The sequence below is a fragment of the Nevskia sp. genome (assembly GCF_023266035.1).
Taxonomy (GTDB): Bacteria; Pseudomonadota; Gammaproteobacteria; order Nevskiales; family Nevskiaceae; genus Nevskia.
In genome coordinates this window covers 1,880-22,561 of record NZ_JAHFRY010000029.1, presented here as the reverse complement: position 1 = coordinate 22,561, position 20,682 = coordinate 1,880, and the positions used below count along the sequence as shown (strand labels likewise).

At 64.3% G+C, this 20,682-nt stretch carries 20 protein-coding genes and 1 pseudogene; 11 read left to right on the top strand and 10 right to left on the bottom strand.

From position 1 onward, the window contains the following. Positions 1-29 precede the first annotated feature (29 nt). On the bottom strand, positions 30-665 hold the full coding sequence (locus Q0D45_RS06345; protein ID WP_293390051.1) for an energy transducer TonB: 636 nt from the start codon (positions 663-665) through the stop codon (positions 30-32). A 621-nt stretch (positions 666-1,286) separates the two neighbouring features. Here Q0D45_RS06345 and Q0D45_RS06340 point away from each other — a divergent pair. From Q0D45_RS06340 to Q0D45_RS06330, 3 genes are read left to right on the top strand one after another with little or no spacing between them, the layout of a single operon-like run. Beyond that, positions 1,287-2,390 (top strand): sigma-54 dependent transcriptional regulator, encoded by a 1,104-nt coding sequence (locus tag Q0D45_RS06340; protein ID WP_293390048.1) that lies wholly within the window; start codon positions 1,287-1,289, stop codon positions 2,388-2,390. Positions 2,391-2,429: 39 nt separating this feature from the next. Further along, complete coding sequence (locus Q0D45_RS06335) at positions 2,430-2,912, top strand: rhodanese-like domain-containing protein (RefSeq protein ID WP_293390046.1); 483 nt, start codon at positions 2,430-2,432, stop codon at positions 2,910-2,912. Between the two features lie 29 nt (positions 2,913-2,941). Next, complete coding sequence (locus Q0D45_RS06330; protein WP_293390044.1) at positions 2,942-4,390, top strand: M28 family peptidase; 1,449 nt, start codon at positions 2,942-2,944, stop codon at positions 4,388-4,390. A 158-nt stretch (positions 4,391-4,548) separates the two neighbouring features. Here Q0D45_RS06330 and Q0D45_RS06325 read toward each other — a convergent pair whose 3' ends face one another. Beyond that, on the bottom strand, positions 4,549-5,373 hold the full coding sequence (locus Q0D45_RS06325; protein ID WP_293390041.1) for an aspartyl/asparaginyl beta-hydroxylase domain-containing protein: 825 nt from the start codon (positions 5,371-5,373) through the stop codon (positions 4,549-4,551). Positions 5,374-5,590: 217 nt separating this feature from the next. Here Q0D45_RS06325 and Q0D45_RS06320 point away from each other — a divergent pair, with 217 nt between their 5' ends. From Q0D45_RS06320 to Q0D45_RS06310, 3 genes are all read left to right on the top strand, one after another. Further along, positions 5,591-6,214 carry a hypothetical protein gene (locus tag Q0D45_RS06320; RefSeq protein ID WP_293390038.1) on the top strand — a complete coding sequence of 208 codons (624 nt, stop codon included), beginning with the start codon at positions 5,591-5,593 and terminating at the stop codon, positions 6,212-6,214. Positions 6,215-6,346: 132 nt separating this feature from the next. Continuing rightward, on the top strand, positions 6,347-6,991 hold the full coding sequence (locus Q0D45_RS06315) for a hypothetical protein (RefSeq protein ID WP_293390035.1): 645 nt from the start codon (positions 6,347-6,349) through the stop codon (positions 6,989-6,991). Continuing rightward, positions 6,988-8,709: a S41 family peptidase gene (locus tag Q0D45_RS06310; protein WP_293390033.1), complete on the top strand. Its 1,722-nt coding sequence runs from the start codon at positions 6,988-6,990 to the stop codon at positions 8,707-8,709. Before Q0D45_RS06315 ends, Q0D45_RS06310 begins: the two co-directional genes overlap by 4 nt. On the opposite strand, the gene Q0D45_RS06305 is transcribed toward Q0D45_RS06310, so the two are convergent. Then, positions 8,666-9,139 (bottom strand): helix-turn-helix domain-containing protein, encoded by a 474-nt coding sequence (locus tag Q0D45_RS06305; protein WP_293390031.1) that lies wholly within the window; start codon positions 9,137-9,139, stop codon positions 8,666-8,668. The genes Q0D45_RS06310 and Q0D45_RS06305 overlap by 44 nt on opposite strands. A 149-nt stretch (positions 9,140-9,288) precedes the next feature. On the opposite strand from Q0D45_RS06305, the gene Q0D45_RS06300 reads away from it, so the two are divergent. The 3 genes from Q0D45_RS06300 to Q0D45_RS06290 are packed head-to-tail and all read left to right on the top strand — an operon-like array spanning position 9,289 to position 11,837. Beyond that, on the top strand, positions 9,289-10,242 hold the full coding sequence (locus tag Q0D45_RS06300; protein ID WP_293390029.1) for an alpha/beta fold hydrolase: 954 nt from the start codon (positions 9,289-9,291) through the stop codon (positions 10,240-10,242). Positions 10,243-10,245: 3 nt separating this feature from the next. Then, positions 10,246-11,139, top strand: a complete 894-nt coding sequence (locus Q0D45_RS06295; RefSeq protein ID WP_293390027.1) for a metal-dependent hydrolase — start codon at positions 10,246-10,248, stop codon at positions 11,137-11,139. A gap of 8 nt (positions 11,140-11,147) precedes the next feature. Then, the gene (locus tag Q0D45_RS06290) at positions 11,148-11,837 is read left to right on the top strand and encodes a glutathione S-transferase family protein (protein ID WP_293390024.1); all 690 of its coding nucleotides are present in this window, start codon (positions 11,148-11,150) and stop codon (positions 11,835-11,837) included. Between the two features lie 30 nt (positions 11,838-11,867). Here the strand turns inward: Q0D45_RS06290 and Q0D45_RS06285 are convergent, their stop codons facing one another. Together Q0D45_RS06285 and Q0D45_RS06280 are read right to left on the bottom strand one after the other, a co-directional pair. Continuing rightward, a complete protein-coding gene (locus tag Q0D45_RS06285; protein ID WP_293390021.1) occupies positions 11,868-12,224 on the bottom strand; it encodes a DUF2834 domain-containing protein in 357 nt (118 codons plus the stop codon). A gap of 55 nt (positions 12,225-12,279) precedes the next feature. Continuing rightward, positions 12,280-13,128: a metal-dependent hydrolase gene (locus Q0D45_RS06280; RefSeq protein WP_293390018.1), complete on the bottom strand. Its 849-nt coding sequence runs from the start codon at positions 13,126-13,128 to the stop codon at positions 12,280-12,282. Between the two features lie 211 nt (positions 13,129-13,339). On the opposite strand from Q0D45_RS06280, the gene Q0D45_RS06275 reads away from it, so the two are divergent. Then, complete coding sequence (locus Q0D45_RS06275) at positions 13,340-16,054, top strand: LuxR C-terminal-related transcriptional regulator (RefSeq protein ID WP_293390015.1); 2,715 nt, start codon at positions 13,340-13,342, stop codon at positions 16,052-16,054. A 33-nt stretch (positions 16,055-16,087) separates the two neighbouring features. On the opposite strand, the pseudogene Q0D45_RS21595 reads toward Q0D45_RS06275, so the two are convergent. Beyond that, positions 16,088-16,237 (bottom strand): annotated as a pseudogene (locus tag Q0D45_RS21595) (cyclic nucleotide-binding domain-containing protein); the annotation flags it as partial. Positions 16,238-16,440: 203 nt separating this feature from the next. Beyond that, on the bottom strand, positions 16,441-17,337 hold the full coding sequence (locus Q0D45_RS06270; RefSeq protein WP_293390012.1) for a haloalkane dehalogenase: 897 nt from the start codon (positions 17,335-17,337) through the stop codon (positions 16,441-16,443). Positions 17,338-17,545: 208 nt separating this feature from the next. On the opposite strand from Q0D45_RS06270, the gene Q0D45_RS06265 reads away from it, so the two are divergent. Continuing rightward, entirely contained in the window at positions 17,546-18,514 is a 969-nt protein-coding gene (locus Q0D45_RS06265) for an AEC family transporter (protein ID WP_293390010.1), read from the top strand. A 4-nt stretch (positions 18,515-18,518) separates the two neighbouring features. On the opposite strand, the gene Q0D45_RS06260 is transcribed toward Q0D45_RS06265, so the two are convergent. The 3 genes from Q0D45_RS06260 to Q0D45_RS06250 form a co-directional block, all read right to left on the bottom strand. Beyond that, positions 18,519-19,625, bottom strand: coding sequence for a DUF1615 domain-containing protein (locus tag Q0D45_RS06260; protein ID WP_366946359.1), 1,107 nt, complete (start codon positions 19,623-19,625; stop codon positions 18,519-18,521). Beyond that, complete coding sequence (locus Q0D45_RS06255; protein WP_293390005.1) at positions 19,622-19,894, bottom strand: DUF2277 domain-containing protein; 273 nt, start codon at positions 19,892-19,894, stop codon at positions 19,622-19,624. The genes Q0D45_RS06260 and Q0D45_RS06255 overlap by 4 nt, the downstream gene beginning before the upstream one ends. 273 nt (positions 19,895-20,167) lie before the next feature. Next, the coding region (locus tag Q0D45_RS06250) for a hypothetical protein (RefSeq protein ID WP_293390002.1) at positions 20,168-20,682 on the bottom strand (515 nt) is incomplete at its 5' end.

Here is a 20,682-nt window from a genome sequence, read left to right as displayed (position 1 = left end):
TGGGGGTCAGCTGTGCTTCAGCCTGAAAATCAGCTGTAGTTGAAAGCGAACGGCACGCGGACACGAACGTCGTGGCCCTGGCCGTTGCAGCGGAACTCGGAAACGGCGCGGGTCGCCGTGTTGGTGAACAGAACGTTGCTGCTCTTGATCGCGGTGACGTTGCGGACCGTGCCGTCGGCGCTGACGGTGAACTCCACCAGCACGTTGCCGGACAGGCCCAAGCGCTCGGCCTGCGTCGGATACGGCACGCGGCTGCGCACCTGATCCGAATTCGGACAGGCGACTGCAGCGTTGACGATCGGCGCTGCCACCGGCACCGCCGGTGCAGCTGGCGGCGGCTCGGGCACCGGTTCTGGACTGGTGGTGATCGAGGCAACCGGCGTCGGTGCTTCGACCACGACTTCGGCTGGCGGCACATAGGACGGCGGTGGTGGCGTGCGGGTCTGCACGCGCACCTGCTTCGGCGGCGGTGGCGGCGGCGGCGGAGGTGGTGGCAGCGGCTTGATCTCTTCGATGACGCTGACCGTCAGCGGCGCTTTCAGGACATCGACCACCTTGTGCGCGAGCCCGGTCGCAAGCGCATAGGCAATCACCAGATGCAGGCCGACGACCGCAGTCAGGCCAGCAATATTCTTTCGGGGTTCCGGGTACTCGGCGTAATTCAAGGTCGTCGGCTCTGTTCGTCGGGCTCTGTTCGAGGATTCGTTTGTAGGGCGAATGCACTGGAAGCACATTCGCTTGCGTCCTGAAATAGGGGCACAGGCTGTGCCAATCCACCGAATGGAGTTACTACCAGACTCAAGCGTTTGAGCAGAATGATATTTTCGATTCGCGTCGATCTGGCGAATGAATTTCCTGAACTGGAGTCCTGCTGCTGAGCCAGCAGGTCGACGTGTTCACTGTTGAATTGCCAGCAAACATCTGCTGCGAAAGCTGCGGAACAAGCTTATTCCGCAACGATCATCGGCACTGGCTGCGCAGGCTGCGCTGCGCGGTCGAGACGCTTGGCCATGATTTCGTGTCTGGAACAGAAGCTGCAGTGACTTATAGAAATACCGATTGCGTCCAAGACAGTATCGATGATTCGTGGATACTGCCTGCCGTCCAGCATGGCGCTGTCGAATACTGCAGGGACGGCATAAGCACAGTACTTCCGGGGCGGCAGTACGAATGGGGCAGAACACCTGCCACTGGAATTTGAAGTCTTTCTTTAGACAGGATCGCAGGCCGTACAGTGCCGCGTCTGACAAGCCGATCACGGCAGCGACACCAGGGAGTAGAGGATCATGAGCGAGTCTGTTTATGGTGAGCCGAAGATTCTTCAGCTCACGGGAAGCAATGCGGAAACGGTGACGATCCGCGCCAAGGCGCTGGTGTTCGTCGATCCCGTGTCGCAGGCCATCCTTCACCATCTCGAGCAGATCGCACCGAGCGAAGCCCCGGTGCTGATCATCGGCGAGACCGGAACCGGCAAGGAGCTGGTGGCCCGACACATCCATGAACGCAGTGGCCGGCGCGGGCCCTTCGTTGCGGTCAACTGCGGTGCGATCAGCGAGCAGCTGGCCGATAGCGAACTGTTTGGCCACGAGATCGGCGCGTTCACCGGCGCCAGCCGTCGTCGCGAAGGCTGGTTCGAAGCGGCCAACGGCGGCACCTTGTTCCTCGACGAGATCGGCGATCTGCCGCTGGCCTTGCAGGTGAAGCTGCTGCGCGTATTGCAGGAACGCGAGGTGGTGCGGCTGGGCTCGCGGAAGTCGATTCCGGTCGATATCCGTCTGGTGGCCGCCACCAATGTCGATCTCGCCGATGCCGTGGCGGCCGGGCACTTCCGCCTCGATCTGTTCTATCGCCTGAACATTGCCCAGGTGCGTCTGCCGCCGTTGCGCGAGCGGCCGGGCGACATCCTGCCGCTGGCGCTGCACTTCCTGAACGTCTACAGCCAGCGCTTGAAAGTGCGCAAGCCGGAGTTCACGGCAGCGACGCGCCAGGCGCTGGAAAGCTACGGCTGGCCGGGCAATATCCGCGAGGTCGAGAACGTCATCCACTTCGCATTGCTGGTGGCCGAGAAAAGCGAGATCCGGCCCGAGAACCTGAAACTGAACAGCATCGCTTCGACCTCGATGCAGGCAACGGCAGGCGCACGGCTGCCACCGCGCGAACAGATCGCCGCGGCGACCAAGGCTTTGCTCGCCGAACCGGGCGACAACCTGTTCAACGAGCTGGAACGGATCATCGTCGACGAAGCCTTTCGCCACAGCCGCTACAACCAGGTGCGCGCGGCCACCACCCTGGGCATCTCCCGCAACGTGATGCGGACGCTGCTGAAGAAGCACGGCCATCTCAGCGACAAACCCGACGACGGCAGCTACGAGAACGCAGCGGCCGCCTGAGTCTTCCTTCAACATTGAATCGAGCCAAGAGCAAATCCCATGAATCACCCCAATCGCGCAGCCTGGCTGCTGGCACTGGCCATCGCGGCACCTACCGCCGCCGCACTCGCACAACAGGCAGCGACCCCGACGGTCGTCGCCGCTGCGGCCAAGACGCCAGCATCGGCACAGGAGCCGGCAGCCTGGAAGTACAAGGTTCAGCATCTGAACCGCACGCAGCTGGACGCGCTGCTGGCCAGGCCCGAGCAGCTGCTGATCCTTGATGTCCGGCGTCCGGATGAACTCGGCACCAAAGGCAGCTTCCCGGTGTTTCTGAACATTCAGGCCGATCAGCTGGAGCAAAGCCTGAAGTTCATTCCGAAGGATCGCGCAGTGGTCACCGTCTCCAACCATGCCGGCCGCGCGGGTGTTGCCGGCGACCTGCTGACCGCCAAGGGCTTCAAGGTGGCTGGGGCGATCGGCATCGCCAACTACATCGAGGAAGGCGGTAGCTGGACGCAGGCTGCGGGCGTGAAACCGTAGCGGTGAGTACGGCGTCCAGCCTCGCCCGCTTGGCCCGGTCCTCAGGCCTTGCGAGCCTGTGCGTCGCCGGCCTGCTCGGCCTTGGCGCCTGCACGTCCGATGGCATCGCGATCGCGCCCACCGCGCCGGCCGAATTGCCGGCGGAGGCGGCGCGCACCGGTGCCGACGCCTATCGGCAGCTGCTCGACTACGGCGCCATCGGCCTGCATCGCACGGGTACCGAGGGCGGCGAACGGCTGGTCGACTGGCTGGACGGCAGGCTGCTCAGCTACGGACTGCAGACCGAAGTCGAGCCCTTCGACTTCATGCAGTTCGCGCCACGCAAAACGGCGTTGACCCTGGCTGACGGCAGCGACGTCAAGGTGTTCCCGTACTGGTACTCCGGCCGCACCGGCAGCGAAGGCCTGCGTGCCGAACTGGTCGATGTCGGCAGCGGCACGCCGGCGGGTTTCGCGGCGGCTTCGGTGGCTGGCAGACTGGTGCTGGCCGATATCGCGCTGCTGTCGCGCGGCAACTTCAGCAATCTGGCTGATGTGATCAAGCGCGCGCATGCAGCCGGTGCGCTCGGCGTGGTCGCGGTGATTCCTGGGCCGGCCAATCTGATCGTCGCCGCCAATGCCGAATCCGAAGCCGGGCTGTGCGGCCTGCCGGTGCTGTTCGTCGGTGCCGAGGATGGCCAGCGGGTGCGCCGCCAGACTGGCCGCCTTGTGCAGTTCACGCTCGATGCCGACTACCGCAGCGGCAGCTCGGCAAACGTCATCGCGACCATTCCTGGCCGCAGTGCGGAAACCCTGGTGATCGGCACGCCGACCAATGGCTGGTTCACCACGGCGGCCGAGCGCGGCGGTGGTGTCGGCACCTTGCTGAGCCTGGCGCGCTATTACGCCGAGCGTTACGGCGCCAACGGCACGCCACCCGACAAGACCCTGGTGTTCGTGTTCACCGGCGGCCACGAGGTCGGCTTCCTCGGTCTGCAGCGCTACATCGACGCGCATCCGGCATTGATCGCCAGCACCTACACCTACGTGCATCTGGGTGCTGCAATTGCCGGTCGTTACGACTACCAACTCGCTGATGGCCACATCGTGTCGGCGCCGATCGCCGATCCGGCGCGCACGCTGTTCGTCTCGGAAAATCCGCTGCTGCAGAGACTGGTATCGGCGCGGCAGTTGTCGAGCGGCCTGATCCCGGCGCAGACCATGCTGCCGTCGATCCTCAATCCCGGCGAACAGCGCCGCATGTACGCGCGCGGCGTGCCGATCGTCTCGATCTCCGGCACCACGCTGTACTTCCACACCGAAGGCGATACGCCGGACACCACGTCCGCCGCGCTGCTCGAACCGGCCGTGCAGTTTTACGGCTCGGTGATCGACGATCTGCTGGCCGCCGATCCTGCCGAAATCCTGGCCGCCAACACTATCGCGGCGCGTTATGCCAAACCGATACCGGCGCCGGTCTGCGCGGCACCTGGCAGTTAGCTTGCTCCAGAAACCAGACATAAAGTCCGTCATGCCCACGCAGGCGGGCATCCAGTTTTGACGCCCGCGTAACGCAGGTAGCAGAGAACTGGATTCCCGCCTGCGCGGGAATGACAAAGGGCTTCAGGGCTTCGACGGACGATGCCCAACAGCAGGATTTACTTCTTCGTCGAGTAGAACATCTTCTCCCAGCGCTTCTGCTTGCGTCCCGCTTCGCGGAGGAATGGTGCCAGCGGACCCAGGCCGATCAGCAGCTGATTGAGCCAGTGCCAGGGCTGCCGCAGCGGCCTTGCGAAATCGATGAACAGCACCACGCGCCAGCCATCCGTGTCGTTCCAGACTTCGTGATTGAAGGTGTCATCGAAGATCAGGGCCTTGCCTTCCTGCCAGGTGCAGATGCGTTCGCCGATGCGGATCCGGCATTGCTCGCGTGGTTCAGGCACCAGCAGACCGAGATGCAGGCGCAGCACGCCGTTGTAGGCACCGCGATGCGCCGGGATGTGTTTGCCCGGCGCCAGAATGCTGAAAAAGGCGGTGACGATGCCCGGCACTTCCTTCAGCAGCTTCATCGTGTCCGGGCAGCGCGCGGCATTGCCGCTGCAGTCCATGCCGGCGCCGATCAGGAAGAAGGTTTTCCAGCGATCGTCGGTGGTGATCGTCGACACTTCGCTGATGATCTCGTGAAAGCTCGGCATGCGATCACGTTGCACCATGACCTGATCAAGTTCCGATCGAACACCGCTCCACCCGGCTTCCAGGGCGCTGGCCCAAGGGAAATCGTGGGTTTCGTACACGCCTGAATCCGGCAGGCGCGAAGCGCGAGCCACGCCGATTTCGAGTGCGTTGACCAGCCCGCGCAGGAAGCGGCCCGTCAGGGTGGCCGGCGGTGGCTGAGTGTAGGGGCGTACGAGTAGCTCGGGCGCAGGACGAGGTCTTGACGCCGCTTCTTGCGCGTCGATCTGTCGTTCAGGATGACTGGACATGCCGGGCAGATATTTCCTTGTGTGGTTCTGGAATTCGAACGAGGACGGCGATCAAAGCGTTCGCGGCATGCACTCGAAGAGCTGCGACCTGCCCCGAACGGCCGCGATTAATATCATCTAGCGTGCCCGTTGTCCTCGCTCCCGCAGGCCCGATGTCGCGTCACCGCGGGCACGAGAGGTGCTGTGCTGGTTTTCAGCTACCAACCCTGGAACTGCCATGACCGACACCATCGCCGACCGCAGCCTGCGCAGTATTCCCGGCAGCATCACCAGCCCTGGTGCCCTCGCCGGCATCATCACCGGCAACTTCGAACACCAGCTGGATGCCCAGGAAGGGCTGGCCAATCTGTTTGCAGCCGGCTTCGCGAAGGAGCAGCTGGCGATGTTCCCCGTTGGCGCCGTCGCCGAAGCCGATAGCTCGCATGATCGATCGAAGATCCCCACGGACCATCGCGCTTCTGGAGACACCGGAAGCAGTGGCGTCCTGGTCGGTGCCATCGGCGCTGCAGCCATGGTTGCAGCGGTGCCGGCACTTGGCCCGGCGGCGGGCGCGATCGCCGGAGCAGGCGCGAGTTTCGGTGCCTTCGTCGATGCGGTAGCCGGTGCCGACCATCACGATGCCGAACCGGAACAGCCACGCGAAGCAGCGCCCCCGCATCCCTCGCCGCGCCGCAGCGGCACACTGATCGCGGTCTCGGCCCCGACGATGGAGCAGCAGCGCCGGGCCGTCGAAATCCTTCGCGCGCATGGCGGCGCGGAGATCGAATGCACCGAAGGCTCGATCGTCGACGGACGATGGATCGATTTCGATCCGAAGGTGCCGCCGCGGCTGGTGGACTAGCGTCGTACAGAGTCCATCGCTCTGACGATCGAAGTCACAAACGATTACATCATCGAGCAAGGCTTTTGGGCATCGGCACAAGCATCTGGCAAAGTTTCGGGGCGCTTGCCTGGAACGGCTTATAAGATGCTGATGCGGACATTTCGGCGGTTGCTGATCCTGGGGCTGTTCGGCGTGGCGAGCTGCAGCCTCCCGCCGACGAAACCCGTCGCATCAACGCTCGCTGCCAGCCCGGAGATCGAGAATCTCGTCGCTTTCTCCCGTCTCTACGGCACCGTGCGCTGGTTCTATCCCGGTGATGAAGCGGCGAACTTCGATTGGGACCGCTTTGCGGTTTACGGGGTCGGCCGGGTGCGCGAGGCACAGGGCCGCGAACAGCTGCAAGCCGTGCTGGAGGAACTGTTCCTGCCCGTCGCTGCCAATCTGCGAATCTACATGGAAGGCGACGCAGCACCGGCAACCGAACGCCTGCTGCCTTCCGATCCTGCGGACATGCAGCTGGTCGCCTGGCAACACCTCGGCGCCGGGCTGGGCCAGGTTGATTCCACTTACAAGAGCCTGCGTCTCAACCGCGAGGCACCCCGGACCGGCAGTGGCGGCGGCTTCAACCAGAGTATCGACGCCACGCCCTGGCGCGGGCAGAAGCTGCGCTTGCGGGCTGCGGTGCGTACCGCCGTCAGCGGTGCCGGCAACCACGCGAACCTGTCGCTGATCGTGGCCAACGGTGCCGGCAAATCCAGCTTCGTCGACAAAAATCCAGCTTCGTCGACAACATGAAGGACCGGCAGATCACCAGCAGCGACTGGCAGGTCTACGAGATCGAAGGCAGCGTCGCCGACGATGCGACGATGATTTTCTATGGCGCCTTCCTGCGCGGAGACGGCCGGATGTGGGTGGATGCCTTCGAGCTGCAAGCTGCGCCCCAAGGCACCGAGAACTGGGTTTCGCTGCCGGTGATCGACGCCAGCTTCGAGCAGCCCGGTGGCCTTGCGAAATGGAACCGGCATTCACGCATTCATGCCTATACGACCGATACCGACCGGCCCTATGCCGGCGCACAGTCGCTGCGCCTGGACGCACCGGAGCCGCTGATAGGCCCGCTGTTCGCCGAGCACGCCATGCCTGGCGAGGTTGCCGATCTGGCACTGGGTGCCGGGCTTCGTGCCCAGGTGCCGCTGGCCCTGTACAGCGCTGCCGAAGGCACCTGGCCGCGTGGTTCAACGCATCCGCTTGAAGCGCTGAAACAGTCGATCAAAGCCATGGGGCCGATCGGTCACGATGTGCAGGACCCTCGCCTGCGCCTCGCGGGTGTGCTGATCACCTGGAACCTGTTCCAGCACTTCTATCCGTACTTCGACGTGGTCGCTGTGGACTGGGCCGCCGAACTGCCACGCGCCCTGCAATCAGCGCTGCAGGACACTGATACGGCGGCCCACGTACGCAGCTTGCAACGACTGGTGGCGGCCTCTGGTGACGGTCATGGCAACGTGTTCTGGCCGCAGCGACCGACAGCGTGGTATCCGCCGTTCCGTGCCGAGTGGATTGAAGGCCGCGTGGTCATCGTCCGCTCCTTGGAGCTCACGCAGTTCGAGCCCGGCGACGTTGTGCTGAGCGTGGATGGGCTCGACGCGGTGAGTTCGGTCCGTGATGCGTCCGAGCTGATTGGCGGTTCGCCGCAATGGAAGCGCCATCGTGCGCTCGAGCAGTTCGGCAGCGGCGATGAAGGCCGCAGTGTTCGCTATCAGCTGCAACGCGGCGAGCAGCAGATCACGGTCGACAGCACGCTGAACCAGCGCAGCCCCGTACCGGTGGCGGAGCACGCGCACATCACCGAACTACAGCCGGGCATCTGGTACGTGAATCTGGGTACTGCGTCGATGGATGAGATCCGTCCGAAGCTGGACGCGCTGGCAAAAGCCGAAGGTGTGATCTTCGACCTGCGGGGATACCCCAAGAGCAACCACGAGGTGCTGCGTCACCTGATGCGCGAGCCCGAAGCGGCCCAGTGGATGGCGATACCGAAGATCACCCGACCGGACCATGACTTCCGCGCCGGCCATCAGCGCTACGTCTGGAATCTGCAGCCTGCCGAGCCGCATATCGGTCGCCGTGTCGCCTTTCTCACCGATGGCCGCGCCATCAGCTACGCCGAAACGGTCATGGCCTATGTCGAGGCGCAGAAGCTCGGCGCCATCATGGGTGCCTCAACGGCTGGCACCAATGGCGGCATCCGCAGCTTCCAGCTGCCCGGTGGCTTCGGCGTGGTCTTCACCGGCATGCGCGTGGTCCGGCACGACGGATCTCGGCTGCTAGGTATCGGCATTCCGCCAACGATTCCGGTGCAGCCGACGATAGGGGGCCTCCGCGCCGGCCGTGACGAGGTGCTTGATGCAGGGATTGCTTCAGTGGGTGGTCGCCAGAGAGAAATCACGCCCGAAGATAAGGGCGGCTTCAGCGCTTCACACGCTTCAACACCCGCAGACCCGGCCCGATGATCGGCGTGATCTCGCGCACGTCGAGTGGCTCACGGCATTCGGAGCACACGGTGAGCGGCTGAAACTTGTGGCCGCACTTCTGGTGCACGAATTCCAGCGGCGCGCCCGCTTCTCCGGCCAGCCACCTGTCGCCCCAGGCCACCAGCGCCAGTTGTACCGAGTACCAGTCGCGGCCCATCTCGGTGAGCCGGTATTCGTAGCGCGGCGGGCGTTCCTGATAGGTGAGCTTGCTCATCACGCCGAGCTTGACCAGCTTGGCCAGCCGGCTCGCCAGCAGATGCCGGGTGATGCCCAGCTGCGCCTGGAAATCGTCGAAGCGACGCGTGCGCAGGAAGGCGTTGCGCAGGATCAGGATGGTCCAGCGGTCGCCGACGATGGCCAGGCTGCGCGCCACCGAACAGGGGGTGCCGTCCAGTTCCCGCCATTTCATTTCCCTGCTCCGATCAAGTGACTGCTCACCGGGAGGAAGTCTAGCTTGACAGGGTTCTATTTTGGAACTTACGCTGATTGCGCCATCAATCAATGGCAAAGTATGTTTATTCAGTGGCAGCGTCAATTCCCGAACGGAGCAAGCACCGCATGACTCAATCCGCCCTCGCCGCCGACGCGGCGCTGTCCGACGAAGGCCGCACAGCCGATACGCTGCAACCGGCTCGTTACGTGGACTCCGATGGCGTGCAGCTCGCGGTCTACACCTGGGGCCGGCAGCCAAGCGCGCGGCAACCGCGTCCCACCCTGCTGCTGGTTCACGGCTATCCCGACAGCGCCGAGGTGTGGACTGCAGTGGCGGAGCGGCTTGCGAAGCGCTACTTCGTCGTCGCCTATGACGTGCGTGGTGCGGGTCGTTCGTCCGCACCGCGCGGCACCGAGGCTTACGCCTTGAAGCACCTGGTCAATGATCTCGCTGCCGTCGCCGATGCCGTCAGCCCGCATGCGCCTTTGCATCTGGTGGGCCACGATTGGGGCGCCCTGCAGGGCTGGGAAGCGCTGCTGTCCGAGCAACTGGCGGGCCGCATCGCGTCTTACAGCACGGCCGCGCCGTCGCTGGATCATGCCGGCCTCTGGTTCCAGCGCCGCTTGAGCAAACCGACACCGCGGAATCTCCTCGAATGCGCCAGCCAGATACTGGGCTCGGCTTACATCATGGTGTTCCAGTTGCCGCTGCTGCCGGAACTCGCCTGGACGCTGCTGGTGGGCCGCAACTGGCCACGCCTGCTGGCGAGGATTGACGGCGTACAGGCCGAAGCGCGGCCCACACAGACTGCCGACGGCCAGCGCGGCCTGGGTCTTTATCGCGCCAACGTGCTGCAGCGCCTGCTACGTCCGCAGCCGCGCCGCACCGAGGTGCCGGTGCAATTGCTGGTGATGCAGCGTGATCCCTTCGTGCCGCAGCGGCTGTTCGAGTGCGTGGCGGACTGGACACCGAACCTGCGCCGCACCGTGCTCGACGCCGGCCACTGGGCGCCGCTATCGCATCCGCAGGCGTTCGCCGAAGCGGTCTCCGAATTCGTGACATCCATCGAGGAAGCCTGAGCCATGTCCAGCACCGCACGCTCCGCCATCATCTCGCGCAAGGTGAAATTCGACTGGGACAATGCACCGCTGCACTGGCTGCGCGATGACCCTTTCACCAGCCACGTGATCAACGAGTTCAACTATCTGCTGGTCGAGGGCGAACGCTTCTTCTGTCGCCTGTTTCGTGAAGCCCTGCCCCTGGTAGACGATCCGCAGTTGCGCGCCGACGTGCAGGCTTTCATCAAGCAGGAGGCGGTGCACAGCCGCGCGCATCACGATGCCATCAATGGTTATCTCAAGCGCATCGGCGTCAGCGGTGGCGCTTTCGAGCGCGCCAACGTGCTCCTGTTCACGCGCGTGCTCGATTCGCAGCCCTTCGGCCGCAAGCTGCCGAAACGGCTGCAACGCCAGTGGCTGGTGTCGCGCATCGGCATGGTCGCGGCGATCGAGCATTTCACCGCGGCGCTCGGCACCTTCGTGATCGAAGCGAAGACCTGGGAGCAATGCGGCGTCGATCCCGTGGTTGCCGATCTGTTCCGCTGGCATGGTGCCGAGGAGATCGAGCATCGCTCCGTGGCCTTTGACCTGTATCAGCATCTCGGCGGTCGCTGGCCGATGCGCGCGCTGATCATGGGCTTGATCATGCCGCTGCTGGTGCAGCGCATCACGGTCGGCACCGCGCGTCTGATGGAGCAGGATCCCAGCTTCGCTGCTGCCGATGCCAAGCCGCTCGGCCTGCGCTTCTGGCGCATCTGGCAGCGCAGTGCCGCCCGCGGCAACGTGCCTGCGGCCAGCTGGTTTGCCGGTCAGGCGCTGCGCTTCCTCAAGCCCGGTTACCACCCGGCGCACGAGGCTTCCACCGAGCAGGCGCTGCGCTACATCGCAAGCTCGCCGGGCGTGCTTGCCGCGGCGTGAACCCGAAAATGAACGCCACCATCGTTTTGCATCAGTGGGAGATTTCCCCTTTCTGCCAGAAAGTCGCGCGCACGCTCAGGCACAAGGGCTTGAGCTACGAGGCGGTCAACTACAACGGCTTGCTCGGGGCCAAGGTCGGGCGGCTGAGCAAGGCGGGCAAGCTGCCAGTGCTGGACGTCGACGGACTACGCATCCAGGACAGCACGCGCATCGCGCGCTATCTCGACGAACACTATCCACAAACGCCTTTATATCCGGCCAATCCACAGCAGCGGGCGATGGCGGAAATGTGGGAAGACTGGGCCGACGAATTGCTGTACTGGTTCGAGGTCTATTTCCGTCTGAAAGACCCTGAAGCCCTCGCCATGGCAGTTCGTTCTGCCGGCGAAGGCCGCTCGACTTTCGAACGGCTGCCGGTCAAGCTGCTGCTCAAGGCGGGCCTGGGCCTGCAGCTCTACAGCCAGGGTCTGGGGCGCATGCAACGCGAGGATGTCGAAGCCGATTTCCGACGCCATCTCGATCGCATCGAAACCGTCCTCGAGGGTTCGGGTTGGCTGGTCGGTCCGTCGATGACCATTGCCGATATCGCCGTCGGCAGCCAGTTACTCGAAGTGGACCGCACCAGCGCGCCCATGCGTCCTGAATTGCTCAGCCGACCCAAACTCAGCGCCTGGCTGGACAGGGTCAGGGCGCTGTGACGGTCGAAAAGAAGTGATGCGGCCGGTCTTTCAGCCCGCAGTCCGCGCCTTCGAATCCAGAAAGCGCTCGCGCACCACCAGATAGATCGGGAAGGTCATCGACACGCCGATGTAGGACAGCGCGACGAAGAACCAGCCCCATTTGGTGCCCATGCCAATGCGCTTGGCATCGAACACCACCCAGATCATGAACACCAGCCAGGCGATGGCCATGTCGATGCTCAGGAACGCGGCCGTGCCGCCGGCCTTGATGGCATCACCGAAGAACTGGAATGGATCGAGGATGTTGCCGCCGTTGCGCATCCAGTCGAAGGCATGCGGCCAGGTCAGCAGCAGGGCGGCGATGCCGAGGATGATGAACAGGCCGTGCTTGATGTTCTGAGTCATGAGGGGTTCTGGTCGAGGGGCGGTAAGGCGATCAAGGCTTCGGGTTGAAGCAGGATCAGACGGCGGCAGGCACGGCGGCTGGCGCCGGCTTTCGGGCCCAGCGCGTTTCGGCGTGTTCGAGCACGGCCATGCAGCGCTTCGGCTCCGGCAGATCCTTCGGGTCGTACTTGGGATGCAGGCTGGTGATGACCCGGGGCACGATGTACATGAACAGCCGCCCCATCATTCCGGCGAAGCGCAGGCGGCTACGCCACGGGTCCTTGATCCGTCCGGACTTGCGGTCCTCGTTGATCATGTAAAGGCCGGTGCTGATCATGTAGCCGAGCATGTGCGGCGCCGAGTAGCAGATGCCCCAGAGCCGGTACCAGTAGCTGTGGTAGATGGCATGGAACTGGTAGTTGGCAACGTGGCGATGCTCGTACTCCTCGGCCAGATGCCAGCGCCAGAGATCAGCGGTGGGATCGTCGACCGTGGCCTTGTCCAGCTCACGTGCCGCTTCCAGAAAGAAGCTGGCGATGATCGGGCCGAGCGTCTCGAAGCCCTCGGCGTAGCCCATGCAGTACTTGTGGCCCTTTTCCTTCTCGAAGCGCTCGTAGTCGGCCTTCATCTTCGCTTCGCGCGCGGCCAGGCCGGGGTAACCGGAGGCGCGCAGGAAGGCGTTGAGCTTGGCGTGGTTCTTGTAGTGCCGGCCTTCCTGGGCAATGAAGATGCGGCAATCCTCGCGCAACTCGGTCATCTCCAGCGGCAGCATGTCGATGCCGGTGCGGACGGTGCGGTTGAGGAAGGGTTCGAGGTAAGGCAGGAACGTGGAGGTGCCATTCCAGAACTGCGCGAACTCGGGGTCCTCGGGTGTCCAGTGCAGCTTCGCTTGGCTGAAATCGATGTCGATCTCGCGGACTTTCATTGCGGCTCCTCCAGCAGGGTGGCTGGCCATGCAAGCGGCCGCCACCGGGTCTTATAGATAGCTGGATTATCGACAGTGCGCCTTCGGGCCGCGCCCCCCACCCGGGGTGGCCTGATGGGTGGGTTGGCTGCCGGAAACGAGGCCGATAAGGCCATTCGGCGGACCGCGGTGGATAATCAGCGCCCCATCGAAACCTTCGAGTAGCCGCCCCGTGCCGGATCGCATCCTGCAAAGTCGCCTGACGCCACCGACCTTGCCGACGCTCGGTCTGAAGCGCAGCGGCTTCGGCGACTGGGCGCTGAAATGCCTGGAGACACCGGGACTGATCGTCGCGGTGTTCGCGCCGGCCGGCTATGCCAAGACCAGCCTGCTGCGGACCCTGCACGCGGAACTCGGCGCCCGGCCGGGCAAGGTCGCATGGCTGAGCCTGGGCAAGGACGCCGATACGCCGGAGCGCTTCGCCCTCTACCTCAGCGCAGCGCTGTCCCGAGTCGGCGTCAGCTTCAAGCCCGCCCACGGTGACGACTTGGTGGCCGCCGTGATCAACGCGCTGGCGCTGCTCGATGCGCCGCTGACCCTGCTGATCGACGATCTGCATTGCATCCGCCACCCGGACAATCTGGCGCTGATCGATCAGCTGCTGCAGCACCTGCCGCCGACGACCCGCGTGGTCATCGCCGGGCGCAGCAATCCTGGCCTGCGCCTGGCATCGCTGTTCGCGCAGCGTCGGCTGATCCTGATCGATCCCACGGAACTGGCCTTCAGCTTCGCCGAAATGACCGAGTTCCTGATCCGCGAATCGGGCGAATCGCTCGGCGCCGCGGCGCTCAACGAAGTCTTCGAGCAGACCCAGGGCTGGCCCGGCTTGCTCAGCGTGCTGATCTCCAACCTCGGCCGCGGAAGCTCGCTGGAAACCGTGCTGCGTGATGGCCAGCTGCCGCAGCGTGAGCTGTCCGCGTACATCGCGGAGGAGATCATCGGCGAGCTGCCCTCACTCGATCGGCTGGCGGCGGAAGTGCTGGCACTGGCGCCCCAGGTCGATCAGGCGTTGATCAACTTCGTCGTCGCCGACGACGAGGCCGCCCGTCCCGATCTCGAAGCGATTTCGCGGCGCAATCCGCTGGTGCGAGCGCTGAGCAAGGGCGGCTATGTCGCCCACCCTGCCGTCCGCCATGCGCTGCGTGCACGTCTGGAAGCCGAGCACCGTAGCCGCTATGCCAGCCTCTGCCGACGGCTGGCGGAGTGGTATCGCCATCACGGCAATGCCGCGCTGGCGATCGACTACCTGATCGACAGCGGCGAACTCGCGCAGGCCAGCGCGCTGCTGGAAGCCGAAGGCCGCAACATCGCCATGGAAGGTTTCCCGGATCGCTGCCTGGCCTGGCTGGCGCGCCTGCATCCCGAGCATCTCGACCAGCATCCGGGGCTGCAGCTCACGGAAGTCTGGGCACGGGTCACCATGCATGAGACCGACTCCGCGTCCGAGGTGCTCGCTTCAGCGCGCCTGCGCGCCGCCACGCGTGGCAATCCGGTGTTCAACGTCGAAGTGATGACGGCGACCGCATTCAGCCACGCCATCTCCGATCGCCCGGACGCTGCCCTGGCTGCCGTCGAAGCCGTGCCGAAAGCCGTGCGCGAGGAAAGCGCCATCGTTCGCGCCGGATGCGCCAGCGTTCAGGCCTGGTGCCTGTTCAGCCAGGGGCGGTTCGACGAGGCGCGCAAGCTGCTCTACCGGATGGCTTGCCTCGAGATGCAGGGCCAGGGTCTGCTGGTCCACGCCTATGCCTCGATCGTGTCCGGCGAGTGCTATGCCGCCGAAGGCCAGATCGACGCCGCCGAAGCGATCTTCCGTCGCGTCGTGAAACTGGCCGAGGATCTGCGCGGCCGGCGCTCGATGGTGGTGGTGGTCGCGCTCGGCCCGCTGCTGGAAATTCTTCACGAAGCCGATCGCATCGACGAAGTGCTGGCCCTGGCCAGCGGCCGCAGCCATCTGCGCGTGAAGTATTCGACGCCGGGCAGCGTCAGTGCTGCCGGGGTTGCGCTGGCGCACTGCCTGCGTCTGCGCAACGCCGGCGCCGAAGCCAGCGAACTGCTCGACGACGTGCTGCGCGTCGGCGAAGAAAGCCACCTGCCCCGCATCGTCGCCCACGCACTGGCAGCGAAGATCCAGATTGCATTGCGCGATGGCAGAAGCCATGAGCTTGCCGAGCTGTGCGGACGTCTGGACGCGCTGCGCCACGATGACGCCAGCCTGCTGGACACGCCGCAGGGCGTCATCAACTATCTCAGCCGCGTTTCGCAGGTTCGGGTGCTGATCGGCCGCCAGGATTTCACCGCCGCGTGGCGGGAAGCGGAAGCCTTGTCGCTGGCGCTTGCCGATCTGCCGTGGATTCGCGTCAAGGTCACCGTCGACACGCTGCTGGCGGTGATTCGCTGGGCCTCCGGTGACAAGGCCGAGGCGATCGAAACGCTTGCCGATGTCGTGCAGCGCAGCGCGCCACTGGGCTTGGTTCGCAGCATCGTCGATCAGATCAGCGATCTCACGCTGCTCGAATCCACCGAATTGCGCCGCGCGATTCCGGCCCCGTTGCACGCCTATCTCGATCGCCTCAAGGCGGCCGGAACCACCAGCATTCCGGCGCTGCCATCAGGCTCGCGGATGATCGTGCCGGGCAGCGGCTGGACCGACGCAACCTTGAGCGGACAGGACCCGGGCTTCACCACGCGCGAGCGGGAAATCCTGTTCCTGGTCGGCCGCGGCCTGTCGACCAAGCGTATCGCCCAGACGCTGCGCATCTCGCCCGAGACGGCGAAATGGCATACCCGCAACGTCTACGAAAAGCTGGGCGTACACGATCGTCCGTCCGCCCAGCTGGCGATCCGCCGGCTGCAGCTTTCCGATGGCGGAGCGTCTGGCCCGCGCTAGTAGCTGCAGCGACAGCGCCGGGTGCTCATCGATCAACCGAACAAAATCACGGCGCTTGATCACTCGAACCGTGACCGGCGACTGCGCCACGACATTCCAGGCCGACGGCAACTCGGTGAACATCTCGGACAGCCCCACCCAGTTACCACGGGTCATGTAGGTCAACACGGTCTCGCGACCCATGTGGTCCCAGGCGCTTTACTTCACTCGCCCGTCGGTGATCTGGAAAACCTCCTTCGGCAGCGTGCCGGCACGAAGCAGGCAACTTTCCGCCGACAAGCCGCGGCTGGAGCTGACCGCATCCAGCGCTGCACGCACCGGCAGTGGCGCGCGGTGCCTTCGCACGCAAGGCGGGATGCGCCTTCGGCTTTCCCGCCCTACCCGGACTAGGTGCTTGCCAGATGCTCGCCCAGCCACTCCGCGATGGTGCTGCCGATCAGATGCGGATGGTCTTCCTGCACGTAATGCAGAGCCGGCCCGATATCGACGCTGCGCAGCTTGGGAAAGGTCTTTGCGTAGTGCGCCGCAAGTGCCGGCGTGACCAGCACACCCGGCGTGCCCCAGAACAGCAGCTTCGGCACCTCGGTCTCGCTCAGCCAGGTCATGTAGGCCTCGGTGGCGGCGACGACATCGGCAGGCTGCCCAGCAATCGGCAACTGGTTCGGAAACACCAGCATCGGCTTGCGCGTGGCCTTGTCGTGGAACGGCGCGCGGTAGTGGACCATCTCCTCTTCGGTCAGCCCGCGCACCACGGCGCCCGGCAGCACTTTCTCGATGAAGAAGTTCTGCTCGATGACCATGGCCTCGCCGCTGGCCGGCGTGCGGAACGCCTGGAACACCGGCTGCAGCTGCTCCGGCCAGTCCGACCATGACTTCACCGGCGCGATGAACTCCATCAACGCGATGCCCTTGACGCGATCGGCATGGCGACGCGCCCAGTTCAGGCCGATCGCCGAACCCCAGTCGTGCACCACCAGAGTCAGCCGCTTCAGCCCCAGCGTCTCGATGAAGGCATCGATGTAGCGAACATGGTCTTCGAAGCGGTAGCCGATATCGGGCTTGTCGGACTTGCCGAAGCCGATCAGGTCCGGCGCGATGCAGCGTGCCTTCGGCGCAACGTGCGGAATGATGTTGCGCCAGAGATAGGACGAGGTGGGATTGCCGTGCAGGAACAGCACCACCTCGTCGCCGACCGGGCCGGTATCGAGGTAGTGCATGCGGCTGCCGAGCACATCGACATGGTGGGCCGCGAAATCGAAGCGCGCGCTGATGGTCTCGTGCATGTCACTCCCCTGGCTTTTGTCGTTCTTGTGATGTCCGTGAGCGAAGGCGATCGATCACGGATGGCCAGCTTGCAGTGCCGGGCCGGGCTTCATCAATGAGGGCTGACCAGCTCAAAGCCCCGGAACGATCAACTGCTGCATCATCTCTCCCCATCCAGACCCGTTTCGGCTGCCCCGCGCCAGCCCACCTGATTCCCGACGTTCCGAAATGTCCGAACACCTGCTGATCTCGCTGGGCGAAAGTCTTGCCCCCATCGCCCTGCTGATCGCCTTCGGTTATCTGTGGAAGCTCACCGCGCCCGGTGGCCTCGATGCGCTGCAGGCGCGCCGCGCGATCAACCTGCTGGTGATGTACGCGTTCTATCCGGGGCTGGCCTATCACGTGGTCAGCCACGCGCGGTTCGGCGCGGATTTCTATTGGGTGCCGCTGTACACCTGGGTGGGCCTGCTGATCGCCGCCGCGCTGGCCTGGCTGGTGTTCGCCCGCAGCGGCCTGTTTCCAAAACTCGAGCGGCGGCAGCTCGGCGCGCTGATCATTGCCTGCTCGTTCGGCAACATCCTGTCGATCGGTCTCTCGGTGCTGCAGCCCTTGTACGGCGACGAAGCGGCGCGCTTCGCCGTCTATGCCGACATCCTCGGCGTGTCGATGCTGTTCTGGAGCTTCGGCGCCGGCCTGGCCAGCGCCTGGGGCAAGGTCGATGGTGACGGCGAAGGCTTCAGTCTCGCGACATTCCTGCGCAGCTTCTCGCGCCTGCCGCCGGTCTGGGCCTTCGCTGCGGGCTTCGCGGTGAACCTGCTCGGGCTGCCGAACCCCATCGTCATCGACCGCACCGCCGAACTGCTCGGCCAGGCCGCGGTGCCGGCGATGCTGCTGACCATCGGCATGTCGCTGTCCCCGACTGCGCTGCGCAAGCGCCCTGGCCTGCTAGCAGTGGCCTGCCTGCTCAAGCTGGTGCTGATGCCGGCGCTGGTCGCCGCGCTGTGCTTGCCGTTCCTGGGAAGCAGCGAGTTGTCGGTGTCGATCATCCTGCTGGCCGGCATGCCGACGATGATGGCGACGGTGATGCTGTCCGAACGCTACGGGCTGGACACTGAGCTGCTCGCCTCGGTGCTGGTGGCAACCACCCTGCTCTACTTCGCCGTGCTGCCGCTGTGGCTTTGGCTGCTGCTCGGCTGAACGATCACGGCGCCCGCAGCAGACAGCGCTGGTAGCGCTCGTCCACGCGCTTGGCGAACCAGTCGGTAGTCAGCTTGCGAGTGATCTTCGGGCTCTTGAGCTGGATCTGCGGCAACACGGCACGCGGCAGCGGCCGGCCCTCGGCCTGCTCGGCGCGTTCGAAAACCTGTTCGTAGAGCGTGCTGCGCTCGAAGTTCGCGGCATCGCCACGCTGCAGATCGTCACGGATATCGCCGTTGCTCAACTCCAGGCGCTTGGCCAGCACTCGCGCGGCCAGCTCGGTCTGGCCCGGCTTGTCGTCATCGCCGCCGATACGCAGCAGATCGCCATCGAGCGCCAACGGAATGCCGGACAGCAAACTCAGCGCGCTCTGGAACGCCGCATTTCGGCTGGCGTAGTGGCCGGCGTTGAAATCGGCGAAGCGATAGATCGGCTGCTCGTAGCTCGCTGGATAGTCGAGCAGATGGGCAATGCCGAAATACAGGCCGCCGCGCCGCGTGAACACCTCGCGGCGCAGCGACTGCGCAACCGGATACGGATACGGCCGCCGCTCGGCCTGCTGCTCCGCATAAGCGATGCTGACCTGCATCGGCCCACCAGTGCGCACCGGGTTGCGATCGGCAAAGAACGTGCGGCCCAGCGGCAGCGAGCCGATCAGGTCATCGAAGATGTCGCTCAGCTCGCGCTCGGTCTTCGCGGCATCGATGCGCTCCGAATAGCTGCGACCATCCGGCGAGTTCACCCGCAGCGCGGTATGCACCACCAGCTTCGGCAGGCTGTGAGCGGCAGCCCGCGTGTCGATCTCCTTCCAGGCGATGGCCGCGAGACCGGGCACCGCCGGATCAACCTGAAAACCCGATTCCTGCTCGGCGACCGCGATCACCGAGCAGACATTCGATGGCGTCGGCGCCAGTTCCATCGCCGCGAAGCTCGCATAGATATCGACGGCCCAGCCGCTGCGATCAGCGATGCGCTCCGGCAGCAACCGTTCGATCAGCGCACGGGCCTGCGTCGGGCTGAGTGTCGGCCCTTCCGGCAGTTCAGGCGTACCGGTGCAAGCCGCAAGCGCCAGCAGACCAAGGCTGCACAAGGCCCGCCACACTCGCCTCATCGCGTACCGAAGCGCTGCGCCGACAGCAGAGCCGCCTTCTCGCGTTCCACGTCGCGGTTCTTCGGCGGACTCAGAGTCACCAGCGAATCGATCAACCTCGTTGCCGCTGTGCTGATCTCGTCGACGGCACGCCCGAACACCGCCTCATTGATCTTCGACGGCGCGTTGTAGCCGCTGAGCTTGCGGACGAACTGCAGCGCCGCGGCACGCACCTCGTCCTCGGTCGCCGGCGGCTCAAAGTTGTGTAGGGGGCGGATGTTTCGGCACATGGGGCGCTCCTGTTCAATCGACTATTGGCCGCTCACGATGCGTATTGCCCCCGTGAGTTCGATACGCGGGATAGCAGCCAAGTGCCATTAGCGGCCCTTCTTGATCGGCTGCTATCGGGTAAGGCTCAGCTTCAGCCGCGGCCTCGCCGTAGCGGCGAAGCCGGGGAGGCTGGGACGTCGGCTAGAAGCGACGGTTAACGCTTAAGCTCAGGCCGCGGCCCGAAAGGGCCGTCGCGCCTGCGGCGAATTGTTGAGCGCCACCGCTCCGAACAGCTATGCATCATCGCTCGATACATCTGGGTCAATATCCGGGCTGAACGGCTCCCATTGAATATTGAACGCCCGCCACAAGCCCCGATGCAGAATTATTCTTTCATTGCGTTTGAAGTGTGAATTTCGATTTCTGTACTTGTAGCTAAGGAATCGTCGACCACCGCGCCTTTGAACTCGTACATTTCCAATCGCGCTACATTCATAAAGTACTCGAAGGACCTTTTCCAGCGCCTCATCGGGTACGCTCCAACCAATATCCTTCGCTGATTTTTGGAGTTCTTCGTATGAAAAATCCCTTTTTGCGATCTGCTCGATAGCTTCAGTTATTCCCTTAATTTCATCGAGAGATGCGTATCCATCCATCTCGTCATGAATTTCCGGCAGAAAGTATTTTGCGGAATACTCTCTAATGCCGTTACGCATTTCATCTATAGCAATCGGAATGCTCTCTGCTGAAGTCTGAATATAAGAAAGAAGCTGCAGATAATCTCGAGGAGTGTGCCGGGTCATGTCTA

Bases quoted from the DNA above. Each gene is read 5' to 3' on its own strand.
- Q0D45_RS06340 (WP_293390048.1), top strand. From the start codon at position 1,287: ATGAGCGAGTCTGTTTATGGTGAGCCGAAGATTCTTCAGCTCACGGGA.
- Q0D45_RS06335 (WP_293390046.1), top strand. From the start codon at position 2,430: ATGAATCACCCCAATCGCGCAGCCTGGCTGCTGGCACTGGCCATCGCG.
- Q0D45_RS06325 (WP_293390041.1), bottom strand. From the start codon at position 5,373: ATGTCCAGTCATCCTGAACGACAGATCGACGCGCAAGAAGCGGCGTCA.
- Q0D45_RS06320 (WP_293390038.1), top strand. From the start codon at position 5,591: ATGACCGACACCATCGCCGACCGCAGCCTGCGCAGTATTCCCGGCAGC.
- Q0D45_RS06315 (WP_293390035.1), top strand. From the start codon at position 6,347: ATGCGGACATTTCGGCGGTTGCTGATCCTGGGGCTGTTCGGCGTGGCG.
- Q0D45_RS06310 (WP_293390033.1), top strand. From the start codon at position 6,988: ATGAAGGACCGGCAGATCACCAGCAGCGACTGGCAGGTCTACGAGATC.
- Q0D45_RS06305 (WP_293390031.1), bottom strand. From the start codon at position 9,139: ATGAAATGGCGGGAACTGGACGGCACCCCCTGTTCGGTGGCGCGCAGC.
- Q0D45_RS06300 (WP_293390029.1), top strand. From the start codon at position 9,289: ATGACTCAATCCGCCCTCGCCGCCGACGCGGCGCTGTCCGACGAAGGC.
- Q0D45_RS06295 (WP_293390027.1), top strand. From the start codon at position 10,246: ATGTCCAGCACCGCACGCTCCGCCATCATCTCGCGCAAGGTGAAATTC.
- Q0D45_RS06290 (WP_293390024.1), top strand. From the start codon at position 11,148: ATGAACGCCACCATCGTTTTGCATCAGTGGGAGATTTCCCCTTTCTGC.
- Q0D45_RS06285 (WP_293390021.1), bottom strand. From the start codon at position 12,224: ATGACTCAGAACATCAAGCACGGCCTGTTCATCATCCTCGGCATCGCC.
- Q0D45_RS06280 (WP_293390018.1), bottom strand. From the start codon at position 13,128: ATGAAAGTCCGCGAGATCGACATCGATTTCAGCCAAGCGAAGCTGCAC.
- Q0D45_RS06270 (WP_293390012.1), bottom strand. From the start codon at position 17,337: ATGCACGAGACCATCAGCGCGCGCTTCGATTTCGCGGCCCACCATGTC.
- Q0D45_RS06265 (WP_293390010.1), top strand. From the start codon at position 17,546: ATGTCCGAACACCTGCTGATCTCGCTGGGCGAAAGTCTTGCCCCCATC.
- Q0D45_RS06260 (WP_366946359.1), bottom strand. From the start codon at position 19,625: ATGAGGCGAGTGTGGCGGGCCTTGTGCAGCCTTGGTCTGCTGGCGCTT.
- Q0D45_RS06255 (WP_293390005.1), bottom strand. From the start codon at position 19,894: ATGTGCCGAAACATCCGCCCCCTACACAACTTTGAGCCGCCGGCGACC.